A 25826-nucleotide genomic window follows, 5' to 3' on the forward strand; every position below is an offset into this window, starting at 1 on the left:
TAGTCAGGCCGAAACGGTCGTGACCGGGCCGCCCCGGCCACGGCTCCTCCGCGCACTTCCGTCCGACCGGAACCGACGCGCGCCCCTTCCACCCGTCGTCGGCCGCCCGGAGCCCGGCCGGGCCTGCCTCGCCGGTGTCAGCTCCGGCGCGTCCACCGGGCCAGGGCGGACAGCCCGGCGCCGGAGGCGACGAGGGCGAGCGCGAGCGCGGCCAGTACCGGCCGGTTCGGTCTGCCGGGGCCGGTCATGGCCAGCTCGTCGGCGGACGGCGCCGTCGTACCGGTCCCGGCGGTGGTCCAGCCGCTGCCCGTACCCGTACGGTCCCCGGCCTCCGGGCCGGAACTGGCCTCGGGGCTCGCGCCGGCGTCGGCACCGCTGTCCGCGCCGCCGCCCCGGTCCTCGCCCGTGCCGGACGCCTTGCCCGGCTCCGGGTCCCCGGCGGCGCCCTCGATCCGGAAGCGGTAGGCGTTCGACTCCCCCACCCAGTCGCCGTCGTCGTCGTGCCTCTGCACGACGGCCGCGTGCGCGACGACGGCGTTCGGGGTGCTCGCGCCGGAGGCCAGGGAGAGCCGCACCTTCACCCTGAGGGTGCGGCCGGGGGCGACGGTGAACCCGGGGAAGCCGTCGTCGAACGGTCCCACGTTCTCGTCCTCGTCGCTCCGCTCGAACCTCACCGCGTGGGCCCGCTCCCCCTCGTAGAACTCCAGGCGCGTCTGCTCCGGACGCAGCGTCCGCTTCTCGTCCACGAGGACGACGACCGGGTGGATCGCGCCGCAGGCGCGCGCCGTGGTGTTGGTGAGGTCGATGTACCAGGTCCCGGAGTCGCCGCCCGCCCGGTAGGTGGCGGGGCCGCCGTGGATCCGGGTCCTGATCGGGAAGTCGCGGGTGTCGGACGAGACGCAGTCCGGGCGGGGCTCCAGCGCGTGGGCCGGGGCCGGCGTGAACGTCACGAACAGCGCGAGAACGGTCGGGGCGAGGGCGGTCGGGGCGAGCGGATGAGACGTACGCAGTCGCATGGGGAGCCTTTGGCCGATCGGGAAGGGGCGTGGATCGGGAGGATCAAAAGCGTCGGTCGGTACCGGGCAACGGCCTCGCGACCCTGACACACCTCGCCCCCGCCGCCGGACCGCCATACGGGGAGCCGCCCCCGTTCGGCCCCCGGATTCCCCCCGCCCGGCGGCACCCCGGCGAACCACCACGGACACGAACCCGGCGGGCACGAACCGCCACACCGGGCCCGGCCCCCGAAATCCCCCTGGCAGCACCCCCGGCGGACCGCCGCACCAGGGCTCCGGCCCCAAAGATCCCCCGGCGGCACCCCGGCAGACGCGGACCGCCGCCCCCGGACGGGCCCCGCGCGGATGCCCCGGCCCACTCGCCCGCCCCCGCACCCGAACCCCAGGCCACCCCGCACCCCGGACGGACACCGCGGGCCGGCCGTCCCGCTCGGGCACCCGCACCGGAACAGCCGCCGCAGGCCCGCCGTACCGAAAACAGGCGCCGCAAGCCCACCGCACCAAAGAACGCGCCACAGGCCCGCGCCCCCCTCAGCCCTCCCCCCGCCCGAACAGCGGGGCCAGCAGGAGCTGGGCCGCGCCCTCGGCCACCCCTCGCGCTCCGCCGGGGGCCACCCGGACCGGCACCGCCGCGCCGCCGCCCTCACGCCGGGCCCGTTCGTCGAGGACGGCCCCGACCCCCCGGAGGAAGACCTCCTCGTGGGCCGCGACCGTGCGCCCGCCCAGCAGGACGAGGTCGATGTCGAGCAGCCCCACCAGGTTCGCCGCTCCGGCACCGAGCACCCTGGCCGCCTCGGCCACGCTCCCCCGCCCCACCGCATCCAGGCACAGCACCTCCACGCACCCCCGGTTCCCGCACTCGCACAGCGGCCCGTCGAGTTGGATGACCTGGTGCCCGAACTCCCCGGCCCCGGTACGGGCCCCCCGGTGCACGGCTCCCCCGATCACGAGCCCGGCGCCGAGGCCCGTACCGAGGTGCAGGTACGCGAAGGACCCGCCGCCCGCGATCCCGGGGCCGGGCCGGGCGCCGGCCCCCACCGCGACCCCGAGCGCCGCCGCGTTGGTGTCCTTGTCCACGACCACCGGCATCCCGAGCCGCCCGGCCAGCGCGTCCCGCAGGGCGAACCCGTCCCACTCCGGGAAACCCGTCACCCGGTGCAGCACCCCCCGGACGTGATCGAGCGGCCCCGGCAGCGCGACCCCCACGCCCAGCGGCGGCACCGGGCCGAGCAGGGCCGAGACCTCCCCGGCCGCCCCCTCGACCACCGCGTCGGCCCCGGCCCCCAGGTCGAGCGGGGCGTGCCGCTCGGCCACCACGGCCCCGGTGAGGTCACAGAGCACCACGGTCAGCTCGTCCCGGTCGAGGTGCAGCCCGACGGCGTGCCCGGCCTCGGGCACGAGCCGCAGCACCGTACGGGGTTTGCCGCCCGTGGACGCGAGGCGCCCCGCCTCCGTCGCGAGGCCGTCCGTCCGCAGCCGTGCGGTGATCTTGCTGACGGCCTGCGGGGTCAGCCCGGTCCGCTCGGCGAGTTCCAGACGGCTTATGCCGGAGGCCCCCGCCGTGCGCAGCAGATCGAGTACGAGCGCCGCGTTGTGACTGCGCAGGGCCGGCAGGTTCACCCCCGCCGCCCCCGCTCCCGTACCCACGCCGACACCCGCTCCCGGCCCCCCGGGAACCGTCCGGTTCGCGAAGGCGCCGGAGATCCCGGCCACACCGCCCTGGTCCGCGAAAACTCCCGGGGTCCGGGGTACACCTGGATTCCCGGGGATTTCCTGCGCTCCGGCCCCACCCGCACTGGTCCTGTTCACATCACCCATTGTCCCCTGCGCTTGCACTTTGGCAACAGTGTTGCGAAAGTAGCCGCATGACAGGCATGACTGGTACTGGTACGCCCCTTCGCGTGGGTCTCGTCGGCTACGGCCTCGCGGGTTCCGTCTTCCACGCCCCGCTGATCGCCACGACCGAGGGACTCGCCCTCGACACCGTCGTCACCTCGAACCCGGAGCGCCAGGCGCAGGCCCGGGCCGAGTTCGGCGACGGACTCCGCTTCGCCGCGACCCCCGAGGAACTGCTGGCGCGCGCCGACGAACTCGACCTGGTCGTCATCGCGTCCCCGAACAAGACCCACGTCCCGATCGCGACCGCCGCCCTGAAGGCCGGCCTGCCCGTGGTCGTGGACAAGCCCATCTCCGGCACGGCGGCGGAGGCCCGTGAGCTGGCCGCCCTGGCCGACGAGCGCGGCCTGCTGCTCTCCGTCTTCCAGAACCGCCGCTGGGACAACGACTTCCTGACGCTGCGCAAGCTGTTCGCGGACGGCGAGCTGGGCGACGTCCAGCGCTTCGAGTCCCGTTTCGAGCGCTGGCGCCCGCAGCTGAAGGGCGGCTGGCGCGAGTCCGGCGACCCGGCGGAGATCGGCGGTCTCCTCTACGACCTCGGCAGCCACCTCGTGGACCAGGCGCTCGTCCTCTTCGGCCCCGCGGCCTCGGTGTACGCGGAGTCGGACGCCCGCCGTGCGGGCTCGCTGGCCGACGACGACACGTTCATCGCGATCACGCACCGCAGCGGGGTCCGCTCGCACCTGTACGTCTCCGCGACGACCGCCCAGCTCGGCCCGCGCTTCCGCGTCCTCGGCTCGCAGGCGGGCTACGTCAAGTACGGCCTCGACCCGCAGGAGGCCGACCTGCGCGACGGCAAGCGCCCCGGCGACGGCTCCGAGTGGGGCGTCGAGCCGGAGGCCCTGTGGGGCCGCGTCGGCTCCGGCGAGTCCCCGCAGACCGGCGGCGGCCGTCCCGAGCCGACGGTCCCGGGCGCGTACCCCTCGTACTACGCGGCCGTCGCCGCCGCGATCCGTGACGGCGGCCCGAACCCGGTCACCGCCCACGAGGCCGCCGCCGCCCTCGACGTCCTGGAGGCCGCCCGCCGCTCCGCCCGCGAGTCCGTGGTGGTGTCCCTGTGACGACGCCCGCCGCACCGGAGATCGCCGAACTGGAGGAGCAGGAGCGCCGGCTGACGCTCCAGCGCTTCACCCACGACGACGCCTGGGCCCTCGGCACGCTCCTCGTCGACCTCGCCCGCGAGCGCGAGGCGCCGGTCGCCATCGACATCCGCCGTGGCGGCCAGCAGCTCTTCCACGCGGCGCTGCCGGGTTCCACCCCGGACAACGACGCCTGGATCGACCGCAAGCGCCGCGTCGTCGAGCGGTACGGCTGCTCCTCGCTGCTGGTCGGCTCGCGCTTCCGCGCCAAGGGCACGACGTTCGAGGAGTCCTCGCGCCTCGACCCCGACGCGTACGCGGCCCACGGGGGCGCGTTCCCGATCGCCGTGACGGGCGCGGGCGTCGTCGGCACGGTCGTGGTCTCCGGCCTGCCCCAGGTCGAGGACCACAAGATGGTGGTGGAGGCCCTGGAGAAGTTCCTCTCCACCTAGCGAAAAGGTTCCCCGCGCCCCGGCCAGGAGCGCGGGGAACCGCGCACGACGAGCCCCGTCAGGGGCACGGGGAACGGCGCACGGTGGGCCCCGTCAGGGGCGCGGGGAACTGCGCGAGCAACCACGACGCACCCGCACCGGAAAGAGGCCCCCGGCCGAAGCGGACCCCACCCGGCGAACCCAGCGGAGCGCTCACGCGTTGGCGAGTACCTGCCGCTGCCGCCCCAGCCCCCCGATCTCCAGCTCGACGACGTCACCCGCCCGCAGGTACGGCTTCGGCTCGGGCCGCCCGAGCGCGACCCCGGCGGGCGTACCGGTGTTGATGACGTCCCCCGGGTACAGGGTCATGAACCGGCTGACGTACCGGACGACCTCGGCGACCGGGAAGATCTGCTCGGCCGTCGTCCCGTCCTGCTTCAGCTCCCCGTTCACCCAGAGCCTCAGCGACAGCGCCTGCGGGTCCGGGACCTCGTCCCGGGTCACCAGCCAGGGCCCCAGCGGGTTGAACGTCTCGCAGTTCTTGCCCTTGTCCCAGGTGCCGCCGCGCTCGATCTGGAACTCGCGCTCGGAGACGTCGTGCGCCACCGCGTACCCGGCGACGTGCGCGAGCGCCTCCTCGTCGGACTCCAGGCAGCGGGCGGTACGGCCGATGACGACGGCCAGCTCGACCTCCCAGTCGGTCTTCACCGACCCGCGCGGCACGAGCACCGTGTCGTCCGGCCCGACCACGGTGTCCGCCGCCTTGAGGAAGACCACCGGCTCGGCGGGCGGCTCGGCCCCGGTCTCCCGGGCGTGGTCGTGGTAGTTCAGCCCGATGCACACGACCTTGCCGATCCGGGCCAGCGGCGGTCCCACGCGCAGTCCGTCCGCGTCGAGCGCGGGCAGCTCACCGGCCGCCTCCGCGGACCGGATCCGGCCGAGCGCCGCGTCGTCGGCGAGCAGCGCCCCGTCGATGTCGGCGACGAGGCCCGACAGGTCCCGCAGGGTTCCCCCGGCGTCGAGCAGCGCGGGCCGCTCCGACCCGGCCGTACCGACTCGCAGCAGCTTCATGGTCACCATCTCCCTCGGTCGCGGGCCGTCCGACCGATGGGTACGGCCGTCACGGGACCGTGCGATCCTCCAAGTTCACCGTCCAGCCCGCAAGACCCCGTTCACGGACCGGACCGACCGGTACCCCGCCGCCGGGCAGGAGCCGTCAGACGAGGGCCGCGGTCGCGGACGCCGCCCCCGGCATGTCCCGGTAGAGCACCGCCCGCTCCACCGCGCTCCAGGCCGTACTGGTCACCACGTACAGCGCGGCGGCCAGCGGCACCACGGCCACGGTGATCAGCGTGAGGAAGGACATGAACGGCATGATCCTGCCGACCGAGGCGAGCGCCGCCGCGGTCGCCTGCTCGCTCTCGCTCCGGTCCTCGTTCCGGTCCTCGCCCGCCACCGGCGCGGCGGCGACGGCGGCCGTCCGCTTCGTCCGTACGTAGTTGAAGCAGGCCACGGCCGTGACGACGGCGAAGAGGGCGAGGTAGACGAGACCGGCCGGCCCGAAGGGCCCGCCGTCGCCGAGCGCGTCCGCCCACCGGCCCCCGAGCGGCGCGGCGAAGAGCTCGTGTCCGAGCAGGGCGTTGGCCTCGCCGCCGATCGTCGAGCTGGAGAACAGGTGGTAGAGGAGGAAGAAGGCCGGCATCTGGAGCAGGCTGGGCAGGCAGCCGGAGAGCGGCGACACCTTCTCCTCGGCGTGCAGTTCCATCAGCGCCTTCTGGAACTTCTCGCGGTCCTTCCCGTGCTCCTTCCTCAGCTCGGCGATCCGCGGCTGGAGCGCCGCCCGCGCCCGCTGCCCGCGGGCCGCCGCCCGTGACAGGGGATGCACGAGCAGGCGTACGAGCGCGGTGAACAGGACGATCGCCGCGGCGGCGGCCGAGGCGTGGAACAGGGGCTGGAGCAGGTCGGCGATGTGCTCGACCAGGTGCGCGAAGACGGACATGAACGTGGACATGCGTGAGCCCTCCGGGGGTCTCTCGTGCCGGGAGTACGGAATGCGGCATGACGACCCGCGCGGGTCACCCGTGACGGAGCACCGCACCGGGCGGACGGTCGCCGGGAGCGGAACGGTGGAGGAGGGGTGTCCTACGCGGTCGCCGGGAGGGCGTGTCCGGGCGCCCTGGGACGCGGCCGTCCGCTGGCGTCGGGATCGCGTTGGGCCAGGAAGGCCGTGCGGAGGTCCCGGTCGCGGATGGCCGTGCGGACCCGGGTGGGCGGCACGACGGGCGCGCAGCGCGCCACGATGAGGGAGCAGGCGGCGAAGGCGGACCCGGCGGCGGCCGTCGCCGCGACGGCGACGGTGGCGGTGAGGGTGCCCGTGTCGAGCAGGACGACCTGGAGGAGCAGGAGCAGCAGTACGGCGGTGGGGCGGGCGTCGGCCCCGGTCCGGATCATCGACCGCTCCTCCTCTCGTACGCGGTGCGCGTGTCCCTCCGTTCGTTATACAGGACGGTTCGCCGCGTACGGGACGGTCCGCCGCCGACCGTCCGGAACCGGCCGCGGGAAACGTCCTGGTCCCGCGGGACCGGATGTGGGGCGGGTGCGGCCGGCGGGGCCCCTCGTTCGTCAGCGGGGCCGCACGGAGGTGAGCTTCCCCCACACCACCATGCGGTACCGGGAGGTGTACTCGGGGGTGCACGTGGTGAGCGTGATGTAGTACCCGGGCTGCGTGTACCCGTACGACGGCCGGACGGTGCTGCGCGGCACCGGGCGGATCACCCCGACGTCCCGCGCGGAGGTCCGCGGCAGCGTCCGGTCGACGGTGTACGTGTAGACGGCGGCCTTCGTCTCGACGGTGATCGTGTCGCCGCGCCGGAGCCTCGGGAGGTACCGGAACGGCTCCCCGTGCGTGTTCCGGTGCCCGGCGAGCGCGAAGTTCCCGGCCTGTCCCGGCTGTTGGGTGTCCGTGTAGTGACCGGCGTAGCCCTTGTCCAGGACGCCCCCCTTGCTGACGCCCTCCGCGACCGGCACCCGCAGGGAGAGCCGCGGGATGCCGAGGACGGCGTAGGCCTGGGAGCGACGGGGGCCCGTACGACCGCTATCGACCGCCGATCCGGACAAGGCGCTCCGCCCCACCGGCCGCCCGCCGCCGCCCTCCTCCGAGCCGGTCGCACCGTCCCCGCTCCCCCCGGACCCGGACGCGCCCGTGCCGGACCCCGAGGTCCCCGCGCCCGGCCCGGAGGTCCCCGTGTCCGGGGTCCCCCACTCCCACTCCCGCTCCAGCGCCTGCACCTTGCGCTCGGCGCCGTGCCGCGCCTGCCGGTTGGTCCACCACAGCTGGTGCGCGACCAGCAGGAGCAGCACCACCCCGACGGTGACGAGGACCTCGGCGCCGCTCAGGAGCACCCGCCGGTACGCCGCCCGCCGTCGCCGCGTGCCGTGGTGCACGACCCCCGGAGCCCGCATCCGTACGCCCCCTTCGCCGGGCGCACGATAAGCGCGGCCACGCCAACTCTCCAGCCCCGCGCGGCTCCTGTACGTACGAACCCTCCTCGCCCGCTCCTCACCGCCCCCGGCCGAGGCTTCCTTCACCGGTTCGGGAAAGGGCTGCCGCGGAGACGAGGAGATCAAGGAAAAATAAGAGGGGCTTTTGTCTGGTTCATCACAGTTATGGTGAGCCGCGTCATATTACGATTTGGACATCGGGGTGCTTTTCGGCGCCACTTTTCCGCGTCGGCCGATTCGTCCGCAGACGACTGCGGCAACGCCACGACCGAGGTACCGGACGGCACTGCGGGGGCAGGGCCGATCGAGGCGCAGAGCCCGCGGAAGCACTTCGGCAGCCCGCGGAAGCACTTCGGCCGGGCCCTCCGGCGACCTTCCGGCGGAACCGGGCCCGAGTCCCGCGAGTCCGCCCGAACCGCCCCTTCGCCCGAACCGCCGAGATCGGTCTCCGCGGAACCCGGTACAGCTCAAGTCCGCCACGCGAAAGGAAAACAGACGGCATGTACGGCAAAGGCACATTGGCCCAGACCGGCGTAGGACTCACGATCTTCGGCATATCGGCGTCGTTGAGTCTGATCGCGGCGACCGTCGTGGCACTGATCGTCGCCGGCGGTCTCACCTACCGCTGCGCCACCAGGGGCAGACGTCATGCCGGCTGAGCACTCTCGCAGGTGGCTGCAGGTCGCGACCACCGTCACGGTGATGGGAGCGGTGGCCGCCTGGGCGGTCGCCACCCACTCCTCCCACGGCGTCTCCGGATTCCTCGGGATCTACTACGTCCTCCTCACCCTGTCCGTACTGCTGTACATGGCCCTGGCCGCGTTCCCGGTCCGCAGCGGTCACCGGCAGCCGGCGCCCGGACGTGTGGTGGCGATCGTCCCGACCTACAACGAGGAGAACATTGAAGGTCTCTACGCGACGGTCAGGTCACTGATCGACCAGTCCTGGCCCGTGTCCGCGATCCATGTGGTCGACGACGGCTCGGAGATCCCGGTCGTCCCCTTCGAGCACCCGCTGGTCACCTGGCACCGTCAGCCCAACGGCGGCAAACGCGCGGCCCAGGCGACCGCACTGCGGCACATCCAGGAAGAGGGGACGCACTACGACTACGTCCTGACCGTGGACTCCGACTCGGAGGTCGACGGGGACGCCGTCCGGCAGATGCTCCGCGTGATGAACGATCCGCGCGTCCAGGCGTGCACCGGCACCGTGCTCGTGCGCAACCGGCACGCCAGCATCCTCGCCCGCCTGTCCGATCTCAACCTGTTCATCTTCTGCGCACTGAGCAGGGGCGTGCGTTCCGGGCTCGGCGTCGTCAACCCCACGTCCGGCGCGCTGTCCCTGTACCGGGCACCGGTACTGTTCGACAACCTCGACCACTACCTGTCCTCGGGGACGGACGGCGACGACCGCCAGTTGTGCGACTACTCCCTGATGCGCGGCCGTGTCGTGTCGGTCCCCGACGCGTATGTCACCACCGACATGCCCGACACCGCCAGGGGAACGTTCCACCAGCGGCTGCGCTGGGGCAAGTCCGGCTGGCGCTTCGTCCCCTGGGAACTGACCAATCTGCCCGGGGCGTCGGTGGCGACCCGGCTCGTCGAACTGTGCACCGACGTCCTGATGCCCGTTCTCTACGTCGGCCTGGTCGTCGGCATGTGGCACGACGGAGCCCTCGCGATGTCCCACGCCTTCGCCATGGGAGGTGTCTTCATGCTCGCGGAGACCGTCTTCTACGCGGCCCTCAGGCCGGGGCTGAGCATGAAGGAGCGGCTGGCAGCACCCCTGTTGGTGCCGCTGTACGCGCTGATGATGCTCCTCCTCGTCTACCCGGCCAAGTACTGGTCCATCACCAGGGTCGGATCGGACAGCTGGCACACCCGGCAGCCCTCCGCCGTCGCGGCGACCGCCTGAGGCCGGTCCCGCCGGGAACGCGGGGTCTCCCGGCGGGCCGGTGCGGTCAGCGGGCGTCCCGGGACCGTCTCACGGGACGAGGCAGCCACCGAGGTGCCCGTCGCCGCTCCGCCCTCTCCGTGTCGGGCAGGTCCCGCCTCCGGCCGACGTACGGGCGCCCGCCCGACGCGCCGGGACCTCCGGCCCCCGCGGCATTCCCGAACCTGCCCTCGATGGCTCCGTGTCTGTGGCCAGCAGGTCTCTCTCCTCTGCGGCCCGGCGGCAGTACGGTGTCCCCCATGCGCCCCGACACGCCTGCCGAGAACGTCGACCACACCGCCGAAGCGGCTCGCCTGGAGCGGACCGCCGGCCTGTACCCGGAGGACGCCGAGCACCTGCTCCTGCAGGCCGCGGCCCACCTCGAACTGGCCGGCGACCGCCCCGGCGCCACCACCCTCTACGACCGCCTCCTCTCCTCGGGCGCCCCCCTGGAGAAGCCGCATCTCGTCCGCGCCCTCAAGGCGTCGAACCTGTGGGAGTACGGCCACGAGGCCGAAGCCCGCGCGATCATCGACGGGGTACGGGCGGCGGCACCCCGCGACCCGGCCCCCTGGGTGATCGTCGCGGAGTCCCTGGAGTCGCACGACGAACTGGAGGCGGCGCAGGACACCTTCACCGAGGGAACGACCCTGCTCCTGACGGACGTGCCCGAGCCCCCGTACTCCACGCTCCCCCTCCTCTTCGGCCGTCACCGGGTGCGCCGCATGCTGGGCGCTGCCCACGACGAGTGGGACGCCCTGGCCGACACCCTCCACTCGTCCCCGATCTCCCTGGACGAGCTCCACGACCCGAAGCGCGTCTGGTCCCTCGGCTCGGACAACCCCGCGGAGCTCCAGGCCGAGATCACCCGCCTCCAGGCCGAACTGGGCGCCTACCGCGAGGCCCTCTCCCGCCCGTTCCCGGTGGCGGTCCTGCACTGGTCGGCCCCCGAACTGACGGAACTGACCACCGCGTACCCGGACCTCACCACCGAGTACCCCTCCCACGGCGAGCACCTGACGACGATAGAGGCGTCCCTGCGCGAACTGGCCGGCTCCGGCACCCCGAACCTCGGCATCGTCACCGCCACGGTCCCCTCCTACGAGGCCTTCGCCGCCTCGGAGGCCGCCTCCCCCTCGGACACGACCCTGCTCCCCCAGTACGCGACGACCCTGGCGGCCCGGGGCCTCGCGGTCGCCTGGCCGCCGCAGCGGGGGGCGGGGTGCTGGTGCGGGTCGGGGGCCTCTTACGGGGAGTGCCACGGAACCGTGTGATGACCAGTGGCATCGCCACAACCCGTCATCTCCCATGAAGGTGCATCCCGGGCTACGAGCAGACGGGGTGCACCTTCGTCTTGATCCTTCGCCCTTGACTCGATCGTGTCAGTGCCCCCTGTTAGAACTGTGCACGGCGCAATGAGCGATCGGGGGGCCAGCATGGTTCAGTCAGGGGATGTGTCACAGCCTGTCGCGGGTGTGTATGAGGAGCTCGTCACCGAAGACGTGCAGGCGCAGATCGACCAGCTGAGCGCGGCCGGATGGAAGCCAATTCACGCTGAGGTCAGCGCTGAGTCGTCACCCCATGTCCTGGCGCGTTACATCGGGGAAGCCGTGGGGCGACGGTTGAGCCTGCTGCCTCATGACAAGCAGGTCGCCGCAGCCAACCAGATCATGCAGTCCCTCGTCAGCAGCGTGCCGGACCCGGATGCGGACGAATCGTCGACCACCATTGTCGATGGCCCTCGCCAGCTCCTCGCCTTGGCCGAGCAGAAGGCGCCCGGCGCGTATGCCATCAGGCCCCTGACTCCGCTGTCTGAAACAGCGTTGATCACCAATGCGCCAGATGATCCGAGCCTGGGGGCGGAGTTGCGGGCCGAACTCGCTACCGCCGACCGCATCGATCTGCTCTGCGCGTTCGTGAAGTGGTATGGAATAAGGGTTCTCGAGGACTCGCTCCGCGCGGCCAAAGAACGTGGGGTCCCCATCCGGGTCATCACCACCACCTACATCGGCGCCACCGATCGACACGCTTTGGACCGACTGGTGCGCGAGTTCGGCGCCCAGGTGAAGGTCAACTACGAGATCAGATCGACGCGCTTGCACGCCAAGGCGTGGCTGTTCCGGCGCAACACGGGGTTCGACACCGCGTACGTAGGCAGTTCGAACCTCTCTAAAGCTGCCTTGCTCGACGGCCTGGAGTGGAACGTACGGCTGTCATCGATCGCCACGCCGAGGGTGCTCGACAAGTTCGAGGCGACCTTCGACGCGTACTGGGCCGACACCGCCTTCGAGGACTACGACCCTGATCACGACAGCGAGCGGCTCACTGACGCACTTGCCCGGGCGGGGGGCACTGGCTCCGCTGGTGATCTCAAGATCAGCCTTTCGGGTCTTGAGGTGCATCCCCTCCCCCACCAGAAAGACATGCTGGAGCGACTCCGTGTCGAGCGCGACATTCGTGGCCGCAGCCAGAATCTCCTCGTCGCCGCGACGGGGACGGGCAAAACCGTCATGGCAGCGCTGGACTATCGCAGTATGCGCGACAAACGCGGCGGCGATCTCCCTCGCCTGCTCTTCGTCGCTCACCGCAAGGAGATCCTGAACCAGTCTCTGCGGACCTATCGGGAAGTACTGGACAACGCCTCGTTCGGCGAGCTCCTCCACAGTGGCAAAGAGCCACGCGACTGGACGCACGTGTTCGCCAGCGTCCAATCGCTCAACCTCCAGCGCTTGGAGCAGCTCGACCCCGAGCACTTCGACGTCATCGTCATCGATGAGTTCCATCACGCCACGGCCGAGACATACAGACGGGTCATCAAGCACTTCAAGCCGACCCAGCTGCTAGGTCTCACCGCTACCCCAGAGCGGATGGACGGGCGCAGTGTGCAGAACGAGTTCTTCGACGGGCGTATTGCCGCGGAGCTTCGTCTCTGGGAAGCCCTAGAGAATGATCTGCTCTGCCCCTTCCACTACTTCGGCCTTCCGGACGGTACGGACCTGACCCGCCTCAACTGGCGTTCGGGTACCTACGACCGGGATCAACTCGGCCATCTCTACACGGGTGACGAGGCCCGGGCGCGCATCGTCATCAAGCAGGTTGAGGACAAGATCTCGACTCCCGCCTCCATGCGGGCCCTCGGATTCTGCGTGTCCAAGGCGCATGCGCACTTCATGGCGGACTGCTTCCGTCGGGCAGGATTCCAAGCAGCGGCTCTCGACAGCGACTCCCGCCCCGAGGTGCGTACGCAGACGCTTGACGACCTCAAAGCAGGTCGCATCCAGGTGATCTTCTCTGTCGACTTGTTCAACGAGGGCCTGGACATCCCTGACGTCGACACGCTCCTGCTGCTGCGCCCTACCAACAGCGCGACCGTCTTTCTCCAGCAGCTTGGACGCGGACTGCGCCGCACGCCGAACAAGCCAGTCCTGACAGTGCTCGACTTCATCGGCCAGCATCGAGCGGAGTTCCGCTTTGAGGAACAGTTCCGGGCCCTGACGAACCTGTCCCGTAACCGGCTCGTCAACAGCATCGAGCAGGACTTCCCACAGTTGCCGTCCGGATGCCAGATCATCCTGGAGGGCAAATCCAAGGACCTCGTCCTAGACAACATCCGCACGCAGCTCAAGGCCACCATCACCACGTTGGCCAAAGAAGCCAGGGACTACAGCACCCCACGGCTGGCGGACTACCTGCGCGAGAGCCGCCGGGACATCCAGGAGCTCTACAAGAGTGACAACTCCTGGACCAAGGTGCTGCGCAAGGCCGGCTTCATCTCTGAGGAGGCGCCGCCGGGTGAAGCAGAGCTCCTCAAGCGCGTCCATGCCTTCCTGCACGTCGACGACCCGGACCGCATCCACGCATATCTACGGCTACTCACAGATGACGCCCCCGACTACGACTCCCTGTCCATGGAGGAGGCAGCGTACGCTCGCATGCTCTTCTTCAACCTGTGGGACAACGCCGGGGGCTTCTCCAACTACCGGCAGGGCCTCGATTCACTACGATCGCAGCCAATGTTGCGAGACGAACTCCAGCAGGTCCTCTCGTACGCCCTTGAAGAGGTGGACCACTTCCCCCTTCCGCTGGAAGGCCCGCTCGCTCACGTCCCCTTGAAGATCCACAGCTCCTACAACCGTTCCGAGATCCTCTCGGCTCTGGGAGTGGCGCGCTTGGGCGGCCAGATGCCCCGGGACTTCGGGCAAGGAGTGCGGTGGGTGGAGAAGCTCAAGACCGATGCCCTCCTCATCACCCTGGAAAAGAGCGAGCGCGACTTCTCCCCCACGGTCCGCTACAAGGACTACGCGCTCAGCCCCACCCGCTTCCACTGGGAGTCCCAGAGCACCACTCCGGCGAACTCCGCAACTGGCTTGCGCTACCAGCAGCACGACCAGCTCGGGAGCCATGTCCTGCTCTTCCTGCGCCGCTACAAGCGCAACAGCATCGGCAAGGCCGAGCCGTGGATGCTCCTGGGGCCAGCCACATACTTCGACCACTCCGGCAGCAAGCCCATGGCAATCACTTGGGATCTACATCACGAGCTTCCTGCCGATGTGAGCTCGTACGCCTCGATCACGAGTTGACTCGGCCTCCGCCTATGCGGAGGTATGGTCTTCCGCCTCGAAGTGTGTCTGAGCCCGGTCCAGGAGGTCATCGGCGTCTCGGCCTCGCGCATGAAACCAATGCAGGAGGTCGGCGATGATCTCAATCGCCGACTTCTCCGCCTGAGCCATGCTCAAGCGGCACGAGCCAGCGAACCCGCCGCCGGATGCTCTCCCCGCTCCATACAAGTCCAATAGCCCCTCAGCTCTACTCGAGTGCGGGCTGCTACTCACCGGCACAGGCACGGCTACTGCTGACACCAACTCACACCACGTCACTTTCCGATCTCCGTAGAGCTCGACACCCCAACGCACGGCAGTGGCCTCGACAAGGGCCATGCCGCGACCGCCTTCGGAGTCGACTCCGGGCTGAAGCAGAGTGGGGAGAGCTCGGGTGTCTGGATCCTGGATCTCAATCTTCAGAAGCGGGCCGCTCACTGACACCGCGAGGGTCGTGGGAGTACCTGGGCCCACGTGCGTGATGACGTTGGAAACCAGCTCGGTCACGCAGAGCTGAGCTCCCTCGATCACCTCGGGCAGCCCCCAGAGGGTCAGGTGGAGGCGCATCAGTCGACGCAGGGCAGCTACTTCCTCGGGTTCTGCCAGGAAGTCGAGGCTCCACGGCTTCCTGCTCACGGGTGGGTCGTTGTGCACCACGGCAAGTCCTTCCCGCTCGACTCGGTCGCTCATCGCGATGAGTTACGCACAGAGAGTTGCATTGAAACTCTCAAAATGGAACTCTCATGGTGAGCGAAGAGGAGCTCGCGGCCCATCCAAGTACCCCCGGCGCACGCCGTCTTGCCCCCGCGCTCGCGCGCCCCGCACGATCTAACGCATCAACATGAAGGGCCTTGAAACATGGCAGCCGGACCCACGACCCGCAGGCGCCAGCTCGGCGCCGACCTGCGCCGCCTCCGCGAAGCGAAGGGGCAAACCCTGGAAGAAGCCGGCGCGCGTGTGGGGATCTCCAAGGCGACCTTGAGCCGCTACGAGACCAAGGAAGGCAGCGTCAAGTGGCCAGCGGTGGATGCCCTGTGTCGCGAGTACGGCGCTTCCGACGAAGAGCGGCTCGCCCTGGTCGAGCTCGCCAAGGGCGCGAAGATCCAGGGTTGGTGGCGATCACTGGCCGATCCCATCCCCGAATCCATGAACCTCATGCTCACACTTGAGGATGAGGTCGTCCGCGAGGACCACTACGCCTGTATGTACATTCCAGGACTCCTCCAGACCCGCTCATATGCCGAAGCCGTGCACCGAGCTTCAGAGGTGCAGTGCGCGGAGCGAGAAGTCCAGCACATGGTCGACATTCGCATGAAGCGGCAGGAACTGCTCGATCGAGATGATCCGCCCCATCTGTGGTGTGTTGTTGATGAGGCGGCACTACGACGCAGGGTCGGCGGCAGCGACGTCATGCGTGAGCAACTCTTCCATCTGCTCACAGTGGCACAACGCCCCCATGTGACTCTCCAGGTACTGCCGTTCTCAAAGGGAGCCCACGCGGCCGCCGTTGGTAGCTTCGCCGTCCTGAGAGGGGTGACCCGCCAGCTGGACGTGGTCTATGTGGATCTGATCGGCGGCGGCCTGTTCATGGAGAAGCCACAAGAACTGGAGCGCTACAGGCTGGCGTTCGAATACCTCAGCGCACAGGCACTCGATCTGGAATCCTCTGCTGAGATCATTGATCGCATAAGCAAGGAGCCCTGATGGCCTCACCCTCGACGCACCAATGGTTCAAGTCCACCTACAGTGGCGGCAGCGGGACAGAGTGCGTGGAGTGTGCACTTACGGTGGATGGTGCACTGTTGCGCGACTCGAAGAGCGCCTATGGCCCCGCAGTCGCTGTTCGAAGACTGGCGTGGAATGCCTTCATAGAAGCCTTGCAGGTCGGAGCGATGCCAAAAGCCGAAAATTGAGACCTAGTTTACCTCAACCTCAAATCTCGATTAAATTAGCTAAGGAACTAGGCATGCCCTCCGATGCAAGACAATCCGCATCGGAGGGCATAGGATCTGAGGATCTTCAATCCACTCTACTTGCTCTCCATCTGCATGTCGAGATCGCGAAATCCACCTAGGACCACATTTACTATTTTTAGCTCATTCTGCGGATCAGGCTTAACTTGCATCTTCGCCCCTTTATGGGCAGCATCACCGCGAGCCGTAGCCCAGGTCTCGGTCGCACTGAGCCACCCAGAATCAATATCAGCTTCCTGCAAGCCGATGGGTAAGAGCAATCGGAGGAGATTCTTTTCCTTTATGCCGTGATTCTGCTTGCGTGCATAACGATGTATATCGGCTCGCGCGGCTTCTATTCGCGCCTCCAATGCAGGATATTTTACCGGCTTGGCGGCAGCCTCACTTAAAGACTCAGGGATGGCTGGAGCAGACTCCCTGTACGCGACGACCGCCAGAAGGCTAATAGCTATTGAGCCACTAACCTTCCATCCGGAAACAGCTTGATCTATAACCTCAATGACACGATCCTCGATGAAAGACTCAAACTCTGCGTGCGCCAGGACCCTAAAAGCACGCGTCTGCTCATAGACTAGGTCCTCGTAGTCTCCCGTGGGATCAAACTCCTGAGGCAGGAAATTCTGCCGCAGTTCCCTGATCCGCCTCTCCAACTCATCGAACCGTGAAGAACTCACCTGAAACTCCTACGGAACGAGGCGATTGTCGCGCAATTCAGGGACACGCAACTTCGTATCGAGGGCACCACCCAGGGCTTCACCCCAGAGGGACAGGCGTCGATGAGTGGCTAGCGGAGTCTTAGTTGTGGTCTGGATCGACTCAACGAACCGCGGATTGGTGTCACAGAGATCGCGAAAAGCTGATTCGACGCTCGACATGCGAGAAAACGCCTTGACCCGAATCACCTCCTCCGAGAAGTAATACGTCATTACATCAAATACGGCCCGATTGAAACGTCCCTCATATTTACCCGCAGCCCAGCGATAGAACGCATTATCACCAAACACCTTGAACGTCGCTTCAATTGCCCGATTGCAGTTATCTCCAACCTGCTTGATGCGGACATCTTCTTTCTCCCACTGTGCATTAAGGAGATTCACGGTGTCATCAAGGAATTTCTTCAGGTTACCCGTATACTCATCCAAGGTGAACTGGAATCCGAAATACCGAAGCAACACTTCGACGTCACGCATTCGAAAGTCCGGCTTGTCAATTCGCAGGGCCGCGCGCAGCCATTCACTCTCCGATGCGCAGTCATCCAGGAAGTCAGTGAACGGGCCAGGGTGCAAAGCTTGCCGAAGTTCTTGGGGAGACAGTTTGACGCTACCTGTGTTCAAGCGAAGAAAAACCAAATTAAGGAAATCTTCGTTGGGCCAACGGCGCACGACGACGGTGCGAATGGTCTCGTTAAGGAGCGAGTTTAGATCGTCGACGTAGCTGTCGTCATGTTCCATCTTGCGAAGCGTAGCGAGACGCAAATCTTCGCGAACCTCAAGCCCCGTGAGCGAGAAACCCTTAAAATCTTCTTCTTCTGCAGATGCGGCAAATGACGAACCCGCCGCGAACTGCCGGAGAGCCAAGAGCCGCTGCTTTCCGTCTAGCACGATGAATTTTCCGCGCCGATTCTTATCTTCCGCTAGGACAATCTGGGGAATCGGCAAGCCGAGAATCAAGGATTCAATAAAGCGACTTTTCCTGGGCTTATTCCAGGCATCCCTACGCTGAAATCTGGGATTGAGCTGGATGTTACCCCGACGCAACTGACTGAGAATGGTTTCGGCGGTCCAGTCTGTGTCCGTGACAACAGCCCGGGTGACCTCCTCAGAGGTCACCGATGCAGCGGTGTCCTCCTCTTCCCCGTCTGCGTCGTCCCACTCTGGTACGTCATCGTTCGCCATGTTGCTCCGTCCATCACCCGTAGGTGTTCCCTGGCATCAGGCCACTCTCAACTAACTTAGCTTCGCAGACCAGTTCGCACATCGGCATGCCAAACAGGAACTCGGCTCAATGCTTCTGTTCCACGGAGGTTCAGAGTGCAGTTGTCCAGACGTCCCGCAGGACGCCGTCAACGCTTCCAAGCTCGGGACCAGAACACAAAGCCTTCAACGCCCCATTGACGTAGCGCCGCGCGGTCCCGGCGCGCCGGGTTCAGGACGCGTCCGACAGCAGCTCGTCGGTCAGGGGGTATCCCATGGCTCTTGCGGCCGCGACGACTTCGGGAACGGAGGCTTCCGGGTTGAGCCCGAGGATCTGGGGCAGCCCGAGCGGGCGCAGGGCGTAGATGTGGCGAAGCGTCTCGATGTCCGCCGGGGCCTCGTAGTAGTCCTCGGCGAACGACCGGAACGCCTCCGGGGTCGGGTCGAGCAGCAGCTCGAAGAGCCAGTGGGAGCCGTCGGGGTCCGGGTGGTCCTCGGGGAAGGTGATCCGGCCGGTCCGCCAGGACGGGGCGTCCGTTTCGCGCCACAGGCACACCGTCACCACGGGGCACCCGTCCTCGTCGGTGAAGGCGGGTTCCTCCACGTAGCGCCGGAATGCCTCGGGCACCGAGTCCAGCACGCCGGGCCAGGGCTTCGGCACGTCCTCGTGGTGGTACGGGCTCAAGGGGGACTCGTGGTCGAAGCCGCGGATGTACGCGCCTTCGGGGGCGAAGACGATGTCGTACTCGTCGCCCGAGCCGTTGCGCATGGACGCCACCTGCTCGGTCTCCGACCACCGGGCGTCGTACGAGTGGATGCGCTCGCCGTCGGGGTTCAGGATCGCGTCCGCCATGGCCATCGACCGGCAGAGATCCTTCAGGGAGTCGATGTCGGGCAGGGTGCCGGTGATGTCTTGAGCTGTCATACCAGCCATCCAACCGGTTCCCACCGACAGTCGGTCCCGGGCAGTGGCCGAGGCCGGTCCCGGGGGCGGCCCCGGGCAGTGGCCGGAACTCACCCGGCCCGCGGCCACCCGCGCGCCCGCCGGGGTCCGCCCGGAGGTTAGCCTCGGGTGACGGACGAGGAGGCAGTGATGGCGAAGGTTCCGGCCGCGGTGGTGGCCGCCGGAGGGCTTGTCGGTGGGTACGGCGTCGCCCGGTGGACGAGGAAGCGGCAGCTCGGCGGGGTCGTGCTCGCAGCCGCCGGGGTCACCGCCGCGCGGCAGTGGAAGCAGGAGGCCGGCGGGGTGGCCGCCGGGGTGCTGACCGCCGGGTACGTCGCCGCGTTCGCCGGGTCGCACCCGCTGGCCAAGAAGGTGGGCGCCTGGCCCGCCGTCTTCGGTGTCGCCGGTGCCATGGCCCTCGCCTCCTGGGCCGTGGCCGACCGGCGCGCCTGAGCACGGGCCCGGGCCCGGAACATCGGGGACCCCGGGTCACCGGGGACCGCGGGCCGCCGGGGACCGCGGGTGCGCCCGAGCGTCCGGCCGGGTCCCCGGACCGGGACGCGCCCGGCCGACACACCCGAGCCGGGACCGGATCGCGCATCCGCGCCGGGGCCGGCCGGTTCTCAGGAGACCCGCTCCTCCGGGCCCCGGAACGCCCGCCTGTACGCGTACGGGCTCGTCCCCACCACCCGTTTGAAGCGGTCCCGGAACGCCGTCGGGGAGCCGAAGCCCGCCTGGGTGGCGATGCGTTCGACCGGGTACGTGGTCGTCTCCAGGAGGTACTGGGCGCGGCGCACCCGGGCCCGGTGCAGCCACTGGAGCGGTGTCGTGCCCGTCTGGTCGCGGAAGCGGCGGTTGAGGGTACGGGTGCTCATGCCTGCGTGGGCCGCGATGTCGTCCAGGGTCAGTTCCCGGTGCGCGTTCTCCTCCAGCCAGTCGAGCAGCGGCTCCATGGTCGTGCCCGCCGGGACCGGTGGCTGGGTGTGGACGATGAACTGGGCCTGGCCGCCCTCCCGTTCGAGGGGCATCACGGACAGCCGGGCGGCGTGCGCGGCGACCGCCGAGCCGTGGTCCTTGCGGATCATGTGCAGGCACATGTCCAGCGCCGCCGACGCGCCCGCCGAGGTCAGGAACTGGCCGTTGTCGACGTAGAGCACGTTCGGGTCGACCGTCACCGCCGGGTGCCTGGCCGCCAGTTCCCCGGCCGCGAGCCAGTGCGTGGTCGCGCGCAGGCCGTCCAGCAGGCCGGTGGCGGCGAGGACGAAGGCGCCGACGCAGATCGAAGCGATCCGGGTGCCGTTCGCGGCCGCCGCGCACAGCGCCTCCGCGACGCCCGGCGGGAGCACGGGGGACGGGTCGGCCACGCCCGGCAGGATGATCGTGTCCGCGTCCGCCAGCGCCTCCAAGCCGTACGGGGCGCGCAGCGTGAACGCTCCCGCGCTCAGCTCCGCGCCCGCCGTGACCGAGCACACCCGGGTCCGGTACGCCGGACGGCCGTCGGGCAGCCGGGCCCAGCCGAACGTGTCGATCGGGGCGGAGAGATCGAACGGGATGACCTGGTCCAGTGCCAGTACGGCCACGGTGTGCATGACCAGAGCGTAGGCATACGACGGGTTCTCGTCATGCGCTCGTACAGGGTTCGTCGGCAGCCTTTCCGACTCTGGCCGGTCAGAAAGAGTGCTGGCGAGAATCCGTTGACTCCTGGCAGAAGTGCCACTTCTCCGCGATCTTCCCGGCCCCTACCGTCACCCCGTGACCAAGTTCCTCCTCGCCGTCCACGTCATCGCCGCGATCGTCGCCATCGGGCCCGTCACCGTCGCCGCGAGCATGTTCCCGCCGGCCGCGCGCAAGGTCCTCGAAGCGCCGGACGACACGAGCGCCCTCGCCACCGTCCGGCTGCTGCACCGCATCTGCCAGGTGTACGCCGTGGCGGGCGCCGCCGTTCCCGTCTTCGGGTTCGCCACGGCGAGCGACATGGGCGTGCTCGGCGACACCTGGCTGATCGTCTCGATCGTGCTGACCGCGCTCGCGGCCGTGGTCCTCGCCGCGCTGGTCCTGCCCCGGCAGGGCGCGATCCTGGAGGGGGCGCTCGGCGACGGGACCGTGGACCGCGCGGCGACCGTGCGGCTCGCGATGTTCACCGGGATCTTCAACCTGCTGTGGGCCACCGTCACCGTACTGATGATCATCCGGCCGGGGTCCACGACCGGCGCGTAGGACTGTTCCGGCCGGTGCCCCGCGCCCCTAGGATCCCGCCATGGATGCGAACCAACAGCACTCGGCACCGGCCGCCTATCTGAACTTCGTGCAAGGGCAGCTGACCGCCGACGGATGTACCACGCGGTGGGAGGACTGGGCCGGAGTGCCCGTACTCGTGGGACGGCGGGCCGAGTTCCGGCTGAGCTGGATGGGGACGAAGCTGCACCTGTTCACGGTGGCCGCGGTCGTCCCCGAGATAACCGTGCCGGCCATCTCCGGGTTCACCGACCAGGTGATGAAGTACGCCAAGGACACCAAGGGCGGCCTGCCCGTCGGCTTCCAGAACGGCATCGGCGCCTTCCCGCTGCTCGTCAGCGACCGCGTCGATCCGGCGGCCGTGCAGTGGGCCGAGGCGCAGCAGCGGGTCAAGTTCGCCTGCATGACACGGCCCGTCGTGGTCGACAGTTCGCGTCAGTACGTCGGGATGTACCGCGGCAAGCCGGTGCTCGGGCGCGTCTACGCCTCGTACTTCAACGAGAAGGGCTCGCGGTACTTCTACGGGCAGTGAGAAGGCGTGCGTGTGCCGCCTGGTCGGCTGCCCAGGCGGCACAGGTGGCACAGGGCACTTGACCCGGCCGGGTGTCTCACCACTGGCCGGCCAGGAACCGTTCCTCGTCCAGGGCGTCCGCCAGGTCCGTCCTGAACTGCCGGGCCACCGCGCTCACGACCAGCACCGCGGTGGCTCCGAGCAGCGTGACGGCCGCCCAGGTCAGCGGCCACAGCCCGGCGAAGCCGTCCGCGGGACCGGGATGGGTCCGCAGCGACACGTAAAGCAGGATCGCCGGAGGCGCCGCGACCAGGAGCAGCGGCCAGGCCAGCGCGTCCCGGAGTCCGAAGTGGACGGCCAGGAGCAGCAGGACCGCGGCGAGGGCGAGGAGACCCGTGCCCGTCACCGGGGTGGTCTCCACGTAGGAGCCCGGCGATTCGGGACGGTCGCGCAGGTCCCAGGGAATGCAGACGAGGTACGCCGCGCAGGAGAGGGCGGCGCCGAGGACACGCGTCAGCCAGCGTTCCGGCCGGGGGCGCGTTCGCAAGGGGCGGAGCAGCTTCTCGGTCATGTGTACAAGGGTTCCGCGCCCGGCGGTACCGCGACAGAGTACGCGTACTCAGAAAAAGCACTCAGGAAAGGACCACTCGTGCGGGCTTCCCGCACCGGAAGCCCGCACGAGTCCCTCCTGCCCGCGACCGGTCAGGCCCCCAGCGCCCGTGACACCACGTAGATCAGCAGTCCGGCCAGGGATCCGACCACCGTGCCGTTGATCCGGATGAACTGAAGGTCACGGCCGATGTTCGCCTCGATCTTCCGGGTCGTGTGCTCGGCGTCCCAGCCCGCGACCGTGTCCGTGATGAGCGAGGTGATCTCCTTGCGGTACGTCGTCACGACGTACACGGCCGCGCCCTCCAACCAGCCGTCCACCTTGGCCTGGAGCTTCGGGTCCGTGGCCATGCGGGAGCCGAGGGACAGCAGGGAGGCCCGTACGCGCAGCCGCAGCTCGCTGCGCTCGTCCTCCGCCGCGGACACGATCATCGACCGTACGGCCGTCCAGGCGGAGGCGATCAGGTCCTGGACCTCGCCGCGGCCCAGCACCTCGCCCTTGAGGCGCTCCACGCGCGCGCGGGTGTCGGTGTCGGACTGCAGGTCGGAGGCGAAGTCGGTGAGGAAGCGGTCGAGGGCGCCGCGGGCCGGGTGGGTCGGGGAGTCGCGCATCTCGGTGACGAAGCGGAGCAGTTCCTTGTAGACCCGCTCGCCGACCTTCTTGTCGACGAACCGGGGGGTCCAGCCGGGCGCGCCGCCCTGGACGGCGTTCATCACCTGCGTGTCGTGGAACACCAGCCAGTCGTGCGCACGGACCACCACCAGGTCGACGAACCGCTTGTGCCCGCCGTCCAGGACGATCTTCTCCAGCATCTTCCCCATGCCGGGCGCGATCTCCTGGGCGTCCGCGCGGCGGGTGATCGCCTCGCCGACGACGGCCTGGACGTCGGAGTCGCGCAGCACGGTCAGCGCGCCCCTGAGCGCGGCGGCCAGTTCGGCGGTGACCCTGTCGGCGTGCTCGGGGTCGGCGAGCCAGGCGCCCAGTCTGCTGCCGATGCCCACCGCGCGCAGCCGCTGGCGGACGACCTCCTCGGAGAGGAAGTTCTCGCCGACGAACTCGCCCAGCGAGACGCCGAGCTGGTCCTTCTTCTTGGGGATGATCGCGGTGTGCGGGATGGGCAGGCCGAGCGGGTGCCGGAAGAGGGCCGTGACCGCGAACCAGTCGGCCAGCGCGCCGACCATGCCCGCCTCGGCGGCGGCCGCGACGTAGCCGGCCCAGGCGCCCGCGCCTTCGTTCGAGGCCCACTTGGCCAGGACGTAGACGAGGGCGACGAAGAGGAGCAGGCCGGTGGCGGTCGCCTTCATCCGGCGCACCCCTCGGCGTTTCTCCTCGTCGGCGGGGCTGAAGGTGTTCATCGCCCGGCCCGGCGGCGCGGGGGCCGTCCGGCCGCCCGCGATGCCGGTCGCCCTCCCGGCACCGGCACCAAGGCCACCAGCACCAGCAGCGTCACCTGCGTCGGCGGCAGCGGAATCACCGGCGTTCGCGGCGTCGCCCGGGCGGGCATGCCGCTCCGTGCCGTCCGCTTCACCCGAATTCGTGCGTCCCATTCACTCCACCCGTTCGCAGGCCACGTCGTGCCCCGTACACATTGTCCCTTTCTCCCTCTCTTCCTCACCGACTCCTGGAACGCCGCGGGAGTTCCCGGCGTCTGTCCGGACGGGGGGAATCGACGAGGATCCCCCAAGGGCCGAAGGGGTCCCTCGGGGGGCGCTTCGTAGCTCTCCCGACCCATGCCGCATCATGGAGTGATCACATCGGAGCCCCGGGCTCCCAGTCCGAGGAGAAACGCACCGCATGACCAAGCGTCACGGTTATGCCCTGCTCGCCGCGATCCTTGCCGTGGTCGTGGTCCTTTCCGCAGCCATATACATCGGTGTCGCGGCGGACGACGGCACCGCGGCCAAGCCCGCCGTCGCCAGTGGCCACACGTCGCACGACGCCGCCCCCGCCTCCACCGGCACCTGGGTCGGCGCCTGGTCCGCCTCCCCGGTCGGAGCCGAGCCGGGCACGGAGCCCGACGGACTCGCGGGCCGCTCCGTGCGCAACGTCGTGCACACGGCCGCCGGGGGTACGAGTGCCCGCATCACGCTGTCCAATCTCTACGGGCAGCAGCCGCTGGTCGTCACGCACGCCACGATCGCCCTCGCCGACACCGCGGACAGCGCCGCCGCCACGGCCGACACCATGCGCCGCCTCACGTTCGGCGGCGCCACGGCCGTCGAGATCCCGGTCGGCCGCCAGGTGACGAGCGACGCCGCGCGCGTACGCGTCCCGCACGGCGCCGACGTCCTCGTCACGACGTACTCGCCGACCCTGTCCGGCCCGGTCACCTACCACCCGCACGCCCGGCAGATCTCGTACGTGGCCGACGGCGACCGCACCGAGGACCCGAGCGCCATCGCGTACACCGAGCAGACCCCCTACTGGCGCTACCTGACCGCGCTCGACGTGCTCAGCGACGACGCCACGGGCACCGTCGTGGCCTTCGGCGACTCGCTCACCGACGGCATCACCTCCACCGTGGGCGCCAACCGCCGCTGGACGGACGCCCTTTCCGAGCGGCTGCGCGACGCGGCCGGATCCGGTGACACGCCCCGCTACAGCGTCGTCAACCAGGGCATCAGCGGGAACCAGGTCCTCGCCGCGGGGTTCGGCCGGCCGGCCGACAACCCCAGCGGGCTGAACCGGTTCGGCCGCGACGTCCTCGACCGTCCCAACGTCAAGGCCGTCGTCATCGACCTCGGCGTCAACGACATCCTGCGCAACCCGAACCAGGTCGACCCGGTCACCGTGACCGACGGCCTGCGGACCCTGGTGCGGCAGGCGCACGCCCGCGGGCTGCGGGTCGTCGGCGCCACGCTGATGCCCTTCCAGGGACACCGCGGATACACCGACGCGCGGGACGCCGTGCGCCGGGCCGTGAACGCGGAGATCCGGGCCGGGAAGGTGTACGACGCCGTCGTCGACTTCGACGCGGCGCTGCGGGACCCGCACAACCCGCGCCGGCTGCTGCCCGACTACGACTCGGGCGATCATCTGCACCCCAGCGACAAGGGGTTCGCGCGCATGGCCGAGGTGTTCGACCTGAAGGAACTGAAGGGCCCGGTTCCGGCGGAGCTGTGACCCGCCGGAGGCCGACGGCCCGGGTCGCGCGAGTGGCGCGGGCGGCGCGGGCCGAACGTCCGCGG

Annotated in this window: 25 protein-coding genes; 12 read left to right on the plus strand and 13 right to left on the minus strand. The window is 69.3% G+C overall.

Annotated features, from left to right (window positions below; genetic code table 11):
* Window positions 1-137: 137 nt before the first annotated feature.
* Window positions 138-1016 (minus strand): hypothetical protein, encoded by an 879-nt coding sequence (locus ACFW6B_RS01485; RefSeq protein WP_386591238.1) that lies wholly within the window; start codon window positions 1014-1016, stop codon window positions 138-140.
* 531 nt (window positions 1017-1547) lie between these two features.
* Complete coding sequence (locus ACFW6B_RS01490; RefSeq protein ID WP_386591239.1) at window positions 1548-2663, minus strand: ROK family protein; 1116 nt, start codon at window positions 2661-2663, stop codon at window positions 1548-1550.
* Between the two features lie 218 nt (window positions 2664-2881).
* Between ACFW6B_RS01490 and ACFW6B_RS01495 the strand changes: the two genes are divergently transcribed.
* Together ACFW6B_RS01495 and ACFW6B_RS01500 are read left to right on the plus strand one after the other, a co-directional pair.
* Window positions 2882-3973: a Gfo/Idh/MocA family oxidoreductase gene (locus ACFW6B_RS01495; protein WP_386591240.1), complete on the plus strand. Its 1092-nt coding sequence runs from the start codon at window positions 2882-2884 to the stop codon at window positions 3971-3973.
* On the plus strand, window positions 3970-4443 hold the full coding sequence (locus ACFW6B_RS01500) for a heme-degrading domain-containing protein (protein ID WP_386591241.1): 474 nt from the start codon (window positions 3970-3972) through the stop codon (window positions 4441-4443). The genes ACFW6B_RS01495 and ACFW6B_RS01500 overlap by 4 nt, the downstream gene beginning before the upstream one ends.
* 192 nt (window positions 4444-4635) lie before the next feature.
* Here the strand turns inward: ACFW6B_RS01500 and ACFW6B_RS01505 are convergent, their stop codons facing one another.
* The 4 genes from ACFW6B_RS01505 to ACFW6B_RS01520 form a co-directional block, all read right to left on the minus strand.
* Window positions 4636-5493: a fumarylacetoacetate hydrolase family protein gene (locus ACFW6B_RS01505; RefSeq protein WP_386591242.1), complete on the minus strand. Its 858-nt coding sequence runs from the start codon at window positions 5491-5493 to the stop codon at window positions 4636-4638.
* A gap of 145 nt (window positions 5494-5638) precedes the next feature.
* Window positions 5639-6421 carry a YidC/Oxa1 family membrane protein insertase gene (locus ACFW6B_RS01510; RefSeq protein WP_386591379.1) on the minus strand — a complete coding sequence of 261 codons (783 nt, stop codon included), beginning with the start codon at window positions 6419-6421 and terminating at the stop codon, window positions 5639-5641.
* A 143-nt stretch (window positions 6422-6564) separates the two neighbouring features.
* Window positions 6565-6873 carry a DUF6412 domain-containing protein gene (locus tag ACFW6B_RS01515; protein ID WP_386591243.1) on the minus strand — a complete coding sequence of 103 codons (309 nt, stop codon included), beginning with the start codon at window positions 6871-6873 and terminating at the stop codon, window positions 6565-6567.
* 171 nt (window positions 6874-7044) lie between these two features.
* Window positions 7045-7884 carry a class E sortase gene (locus tag ACFW6B_RS01520; RefSeq protein ID WP_386591244.1) on the minus strand — a complete coding sequence of 280 codons (840 nt, stop codon included), beginning with the start codon at window positions 7882-7884 and terminating at the stop codon, window positions 7045-7047.
* A 539-nt stretch (window positions 7885-8423) separates the two neighbouring features.
* Here ACFW6B_RS01520 and ACFW6B_RS01525 point away from each other — a divergent pair.
* The 4 genes from ACFW6B_RS01525 to ACFW6B_RS01540 all read left to right on the plus strand — a co-directional run bounded on the left by ACFW6B_RS01525 (window position 8424) and on the right by ACFW6B_RS01540 (window position 14435).
* Entirely contained in the window at window positions 8424-8582 is a 159-nt protein-coding gene (locus tag ACFW6B_RS01525) for a hypothetical protein (RefSeq protein ID WP_386591245.1), read from the plus strand.
* A 208-nt stretch (window positions 8583-8790) separates the two neighbouring features.
* Complete coding sequence (locus ACFW6B_RS01530) at window positions 8791-9837, plus strand: glycosyltransferase family 2 protein (RefSeq protein WP_386591380.1); 1047 nt, start codon at window positions 8791-8793, stop codon at window positions 9835-9837.
* Window positions 9838-10115: 278 nt separating this feature from the next.
* Window positions 10116-11129 (plus strand): SEC-C domain-containing protein, encoded by a 1014-nt coding sequence (locus ACFW6B_RS01535; protein ID WP_386591247.1) that lies wholly within the window; start codon window positions 10116-10118, stop codon window positions 11127-11129.
* 162 nt (window positions 11130-11291) lie between these two features.
* Window positions 11292-14435 carry a DUF3427 domain-containing protein gene (locus ACFW6B_RS01540; protein WP_386591248.1) on the plus strand — a complete coding sequence of 1048 codons (3144 nt, stop codon included), beginning with the start codon at window positions 11292-11294 and terminating at the stop codon, window positions 14433-14435.
* 12 nt (window positions 14436-14447) lie between these two features.
* Here ACFW6B_RS01540 and ACFW6B_RS01545 read toward each other — a convergent pair whose 3' ends face one another.
* Window positions 14448-15143, minus strand: coding sequence for an ATP-binding protein (locus tag ACFW6B_RS01545; RefSeq protein ID WP_386591249.1), 696 nt, complete (start codon window positions 15141-15143; stop codon window positions 14448-14450).
* Between the two features lie 168 nt (window positions 15144-15311).
* On the opposite strand from ACFW6B_RS01545, the gene ACFW6B_RS01550 reads away from it, so the two are divergent.
* Both ACFW6B_RS01550 and ACFW6B_RS01555 read left to right on the plus strand, forming a co-directional pair.
* Window positions 15312-16157 carry a helix-turn-helix domain-containing protein gene (locus tag ACFW6B_RS01550; protein ID WP_386591250.1) on the plus strand — a complete coding sequence of 282 codons (846 nt, stop codon included), beginning with the start codon at window positions 15312-15314 and terminating at the stop codon, window positions 16155-16157.
* Window positions 16157-16366 carry a DUF397 domain-containing protein gene (locus ACFW6B_RS01555; protein ID WP_386591251.1) on the plus strand — a complete coding sequence of 70 codons (210 nt, stop codon included), beginning with the start codon at window positions 16157-16159 and terminating at the stop codon, window positions 16364-16366. Before ACFW6B_RS01550 ends, ACFW6B_RS01555 begins: the two co-directional genes overlap by 1 nt.
* A 116-nt stretch (window positions 16367-16482) precedes the next feature.
* Here ACFW6B_RS01555 and ACFW6B_RS01560 read toward each other — a convergent pair whose 3' ends face one another.
* From ACFW6B_RS01560 to ACFW6B_RS01570, 3 genes are all read right to left on the minus strand, one after another.
* A complete protein-coding gene (locus ACFW6B_RS01560) occupies window positions 16483-17100 on the minus strand; it encodes a HEPN domain-containing protein (RefSeq protein WP_386591252.1) in 618 nt (205 codons plus the stop codon).
* Between the two features lie 9 nt (window positions 17101-17109).
* The gene (locus ACFW6B_RS01565; protein WP_386591253.1) at window positions 17110-18321 is read right to left on the minus strand and encodes a DUF262 domain-containing protein; all 1212 of its coding nucleotides are present in this window, start codon (window positions 18319-18321) and stop codon (window positions 17110-17112) included.
* Window positions 18322-18571: 250 nt separating this feature from the next.
* Window positions 18572-19264, minus strand: coding sequence for a hypothetical protein (locus tag ACFW6B_RS01570; RefSeq protein WP_386591254.1), 693 nt, complete (start codon window positions 19262-19264; stop codon window positions 18572-18574).
* A 168-nt stretch (window positions 19265-19432) separates the two neighbouring features.
* Between ACFW6B_RS01570 and ACFW6B_RS01575 the strand changes: the two genes are divergently transcribed.
* Window positions 19433-19735, plus strand: a complete 303-nt coding sequence (locus ACFW6B_RS01575) for a hypothetical protein (protein ID WP_386591255.1) — start codon at window positions 19433-19435, stop codon at window positions 19733-19735.
* Window positions 19736-19905: 170 nt separating this feature from the next.
* On the opposite strand, the gene ACFW6B_RS01580 is transcribed toward ACFW6B_RS01575, so the two are convergent.
* On the minus strand, window positions 19906-20871 hold the full coding sequence (locus ACFW6B_RS01580) for a GlxA family transcriptional regulator (RefSeq protein WP_386591256.1): 966 nt from the start codon (window positions 20869-20871) through the stop codon (window positions 19906-19908).
* 163 nt (window positions 20872-21034) lie between these two features.
* On the opposite strand from ACFW6B_RS01580, the gene ACFW6B_RS01585 reads away from it, so the two are divergent.
* Entirely contained in the window at window positions 21035-21499 is a 465-nt protein-coding gene (locus ACFW6B_RS01585; protein WP_386591258.1) for a hypothetical protein, read from the plus strand.
* Window positions 21500-21539: 40 nt separating this feature from the next.
* Window positions 21540-22049 (plus strand): levansucrase, encoded by a 510-nt coding sequence (locus ACFW6B_RS01590; RefSeq protein WP_386591259.1) that lies wholly within the window; start codon window positions 21540-21542, stop codon window positions 22047-22049.
* A 76-nt stretch (window positions 22050-22125) separates the two neighbouring features.
* Here ACFW6B_RS01590 and ACFW6B_RS01595 read toward each other — a convergent pair whose 3' ends face one another.
* Window positions 22126-22599 (minus strand): hypothetical protein, encoded by a 474-nt coding sequence (locus tag ACFW6B_RS01595; protein ID WP_386591260.1) that lies wholly within the window; start codon window positions 22597-22599, stop codon window positions 22126-22128.
* A gap of 131 nt (window positions 22600-22730) precedes the next feature.
* Window positions 22731-24185 carry a DUF445 domain-containing protein gene (locus ACFW6B_RS01600; protein WP_386591261.1) on the minus strand — a complete coding sequence of 485 codons (1455 nt, stop codon included), beginning with the start codon at window positions 24183-24185 and terminating at the stop codon, window positions 22731-22733.
* Between the two features lie 247 nt (window positions 24186-24432).
* On the opposite strand from ACFW6B_RS01600, the gene ACFW6B_RS01605 reads away from it, so the two are divergent.
* A complete protein-coding gene (locus tag ACFW6B_RS01605; RefSeq protein ID WP_386591262.1) occupies window positions 24433-25761 on the plus strand; it encodes an SGNH/GDSL hydrolase family protein in 1329 nt (442 codons plus the stop codon).
* Window positions 25762-25826 lie beyond the last annotated feature (65 nt).

The organism is Streptomyces sp. NPDC058751 (assembly GCF_042746485.1).
GTDB lineage: Bacteria > Actinomycetota > Actinomycetes > Streptomycetales > Streptomycetaceae > Streptomyces.

Excerpts from the sequence above, each read along its gene's own strand:
- ACFW6B_RS01535 (WP_386591247.1), top strand. The coding sequence starts at position 10,116 with ATGCGCCCCGACACGCCTGCCGAGAACGTCGACCACACCGCCGAAGCG.
- ACFW6B_RS01525 (WP_386591245.1), top strand. The coding sequence starts at position 8,424 with ATGTACGGCAAAGGCACATTGGCCCAGACCGGCGTAGGACTCACGATC.
- ACFW6B_RS01605 (WP_386591262.1), top strand. The coding sequence starts at position 24,433 with ATGACCAAGCGTCACGGTTATGCCCTGCTCGCCGCGATCCTTGCCGTG.
- ACFW6B_RS01505 (WP_386591242.1), bottom strand. The coding sequence starts at position 5,493 with ATGAAGCTGCTGCGAGTCGGTACGGCCGGGTCGGAGCGGCCCGCGCTG.
- ACFW6B_RS01590 (WP_386591259.1), top strand. The coding sequence starts at position 21,540 with ATGGATGCGAACCAACAGCACTCGGCACCGGCCGCCTATCTGAACTTC.
- ACFW6B_RS01520 (WP_386591244.1), bottom strand. The coding sequence starts at position 7,884 with ATGCGGGCTCCGGGGGTCGTGCACCACGGCACGCGGCGACGGCGGGCG.
- ACFW6B_RS01570 (WP_386591254.1), bottom strand. The coding sequence starts at position 19,264 with ATGACAGCTCAAGACATCACCGGCACCCTGCCCGACATCGACTCCCTG.
- ACFW6B_RS01495 (WP_386591240.1), top strand. The coding sequence starts at position 2,882 with ATGACAGGCATGACTGGTACTGGTACGCCCCTTCGCGTGGGTCTCGTC.
- ACFW6B_RS01580 (WP_386591256.1), bottom strand. The coding sequence starts at position 20,871 with ATGCACACCGTGGCCGTACTGGCACTGGACCAGGTCATCCCGTTCGAT.
- ACFW6B_RS01565 (WP_386591253.1), bottom strand. The coding sequence starts at position 18,321 with ATGGCGAACGATGACGTACCAGAGTGGGACGACGCAGACGGGGAAGAG.
- ACFW6B_RS01595 (WP_386591260.1), bottom strand. The coding sequence starts at position 22,599 with ATGACCGAGAAGCTGCTCCGCCCCTTGCGAACGCGCCCCCGGCCGGAA.
- ACFW6B_RS01555 (WP_386591251.1), top strand. The coding sequence starts at position 16,157 with ATGGCCTCACCCTCGACGCACCAATGGTTCAAGTCCACCTACAGTGGC.
- ACFW6B_RS01545 (WP_386591249.1), bottom strand. The coding sequence starts at position 15,143 with ATGAGCGACCGAGTCGAGCGGGAAGGACTTGCCGTGGTGCACAACGAC.
- ACFW6B_RS01600 (WP_386591261.1), bottom strand. The coding sequence starts at position 24,185 with ATGGGACGCACGAATTCGGGTGAAGCGGACGGCACGGAGCGGCATGCC.
- ACFW6B_RS01550 (WP_386591250.1), top strand. The coding sequence starts at position 15,312 with ATGGCAGCCGGACCCACGACCCGCAGGCGCCAGCTCGGCGCCGACCTG.
- ACFW6B_RS01575 (WP_386591255.1), top strand. The coding sequence starts at position 19,433 with ATGGCGAAGGTTCCGGCCGCGGTGGTGGCCGCCGGAGGGCTTGTCGGT.
- ACFW6B_RS01515 (WP_386591243.1), bottom strand. The coding sequence starts at position 6,873 with ATGATCCGGACCGGGGCCGACGCCCGCCCCACCGCCGTACTGCTGCTC.
- ACFW6B_RS01540 (WP_386591248.1), top strand. The coding sequence starts at position 11,292 with ATGGTTCAGTCAGGGGATGTGTCACAGCCTGTCGCGGGTGTGTATGAG.
- ACFW6B_RS01485 (WP_386591238.1), bottom strand. The coding sequence starts at position 1,016 with ATGCGACTGCGTACGTCTCATCCGCTCGCCCCGACCGCCCTCGCCCCG.
- ACFW6B_RS01510 (WP_386591379.1), bottom strand. The coding sequence starts at position 6,421 with ATGTCCGTCTTCGCGCACCTGGTCGAGCACATCGCCGACCTGCTCCAG.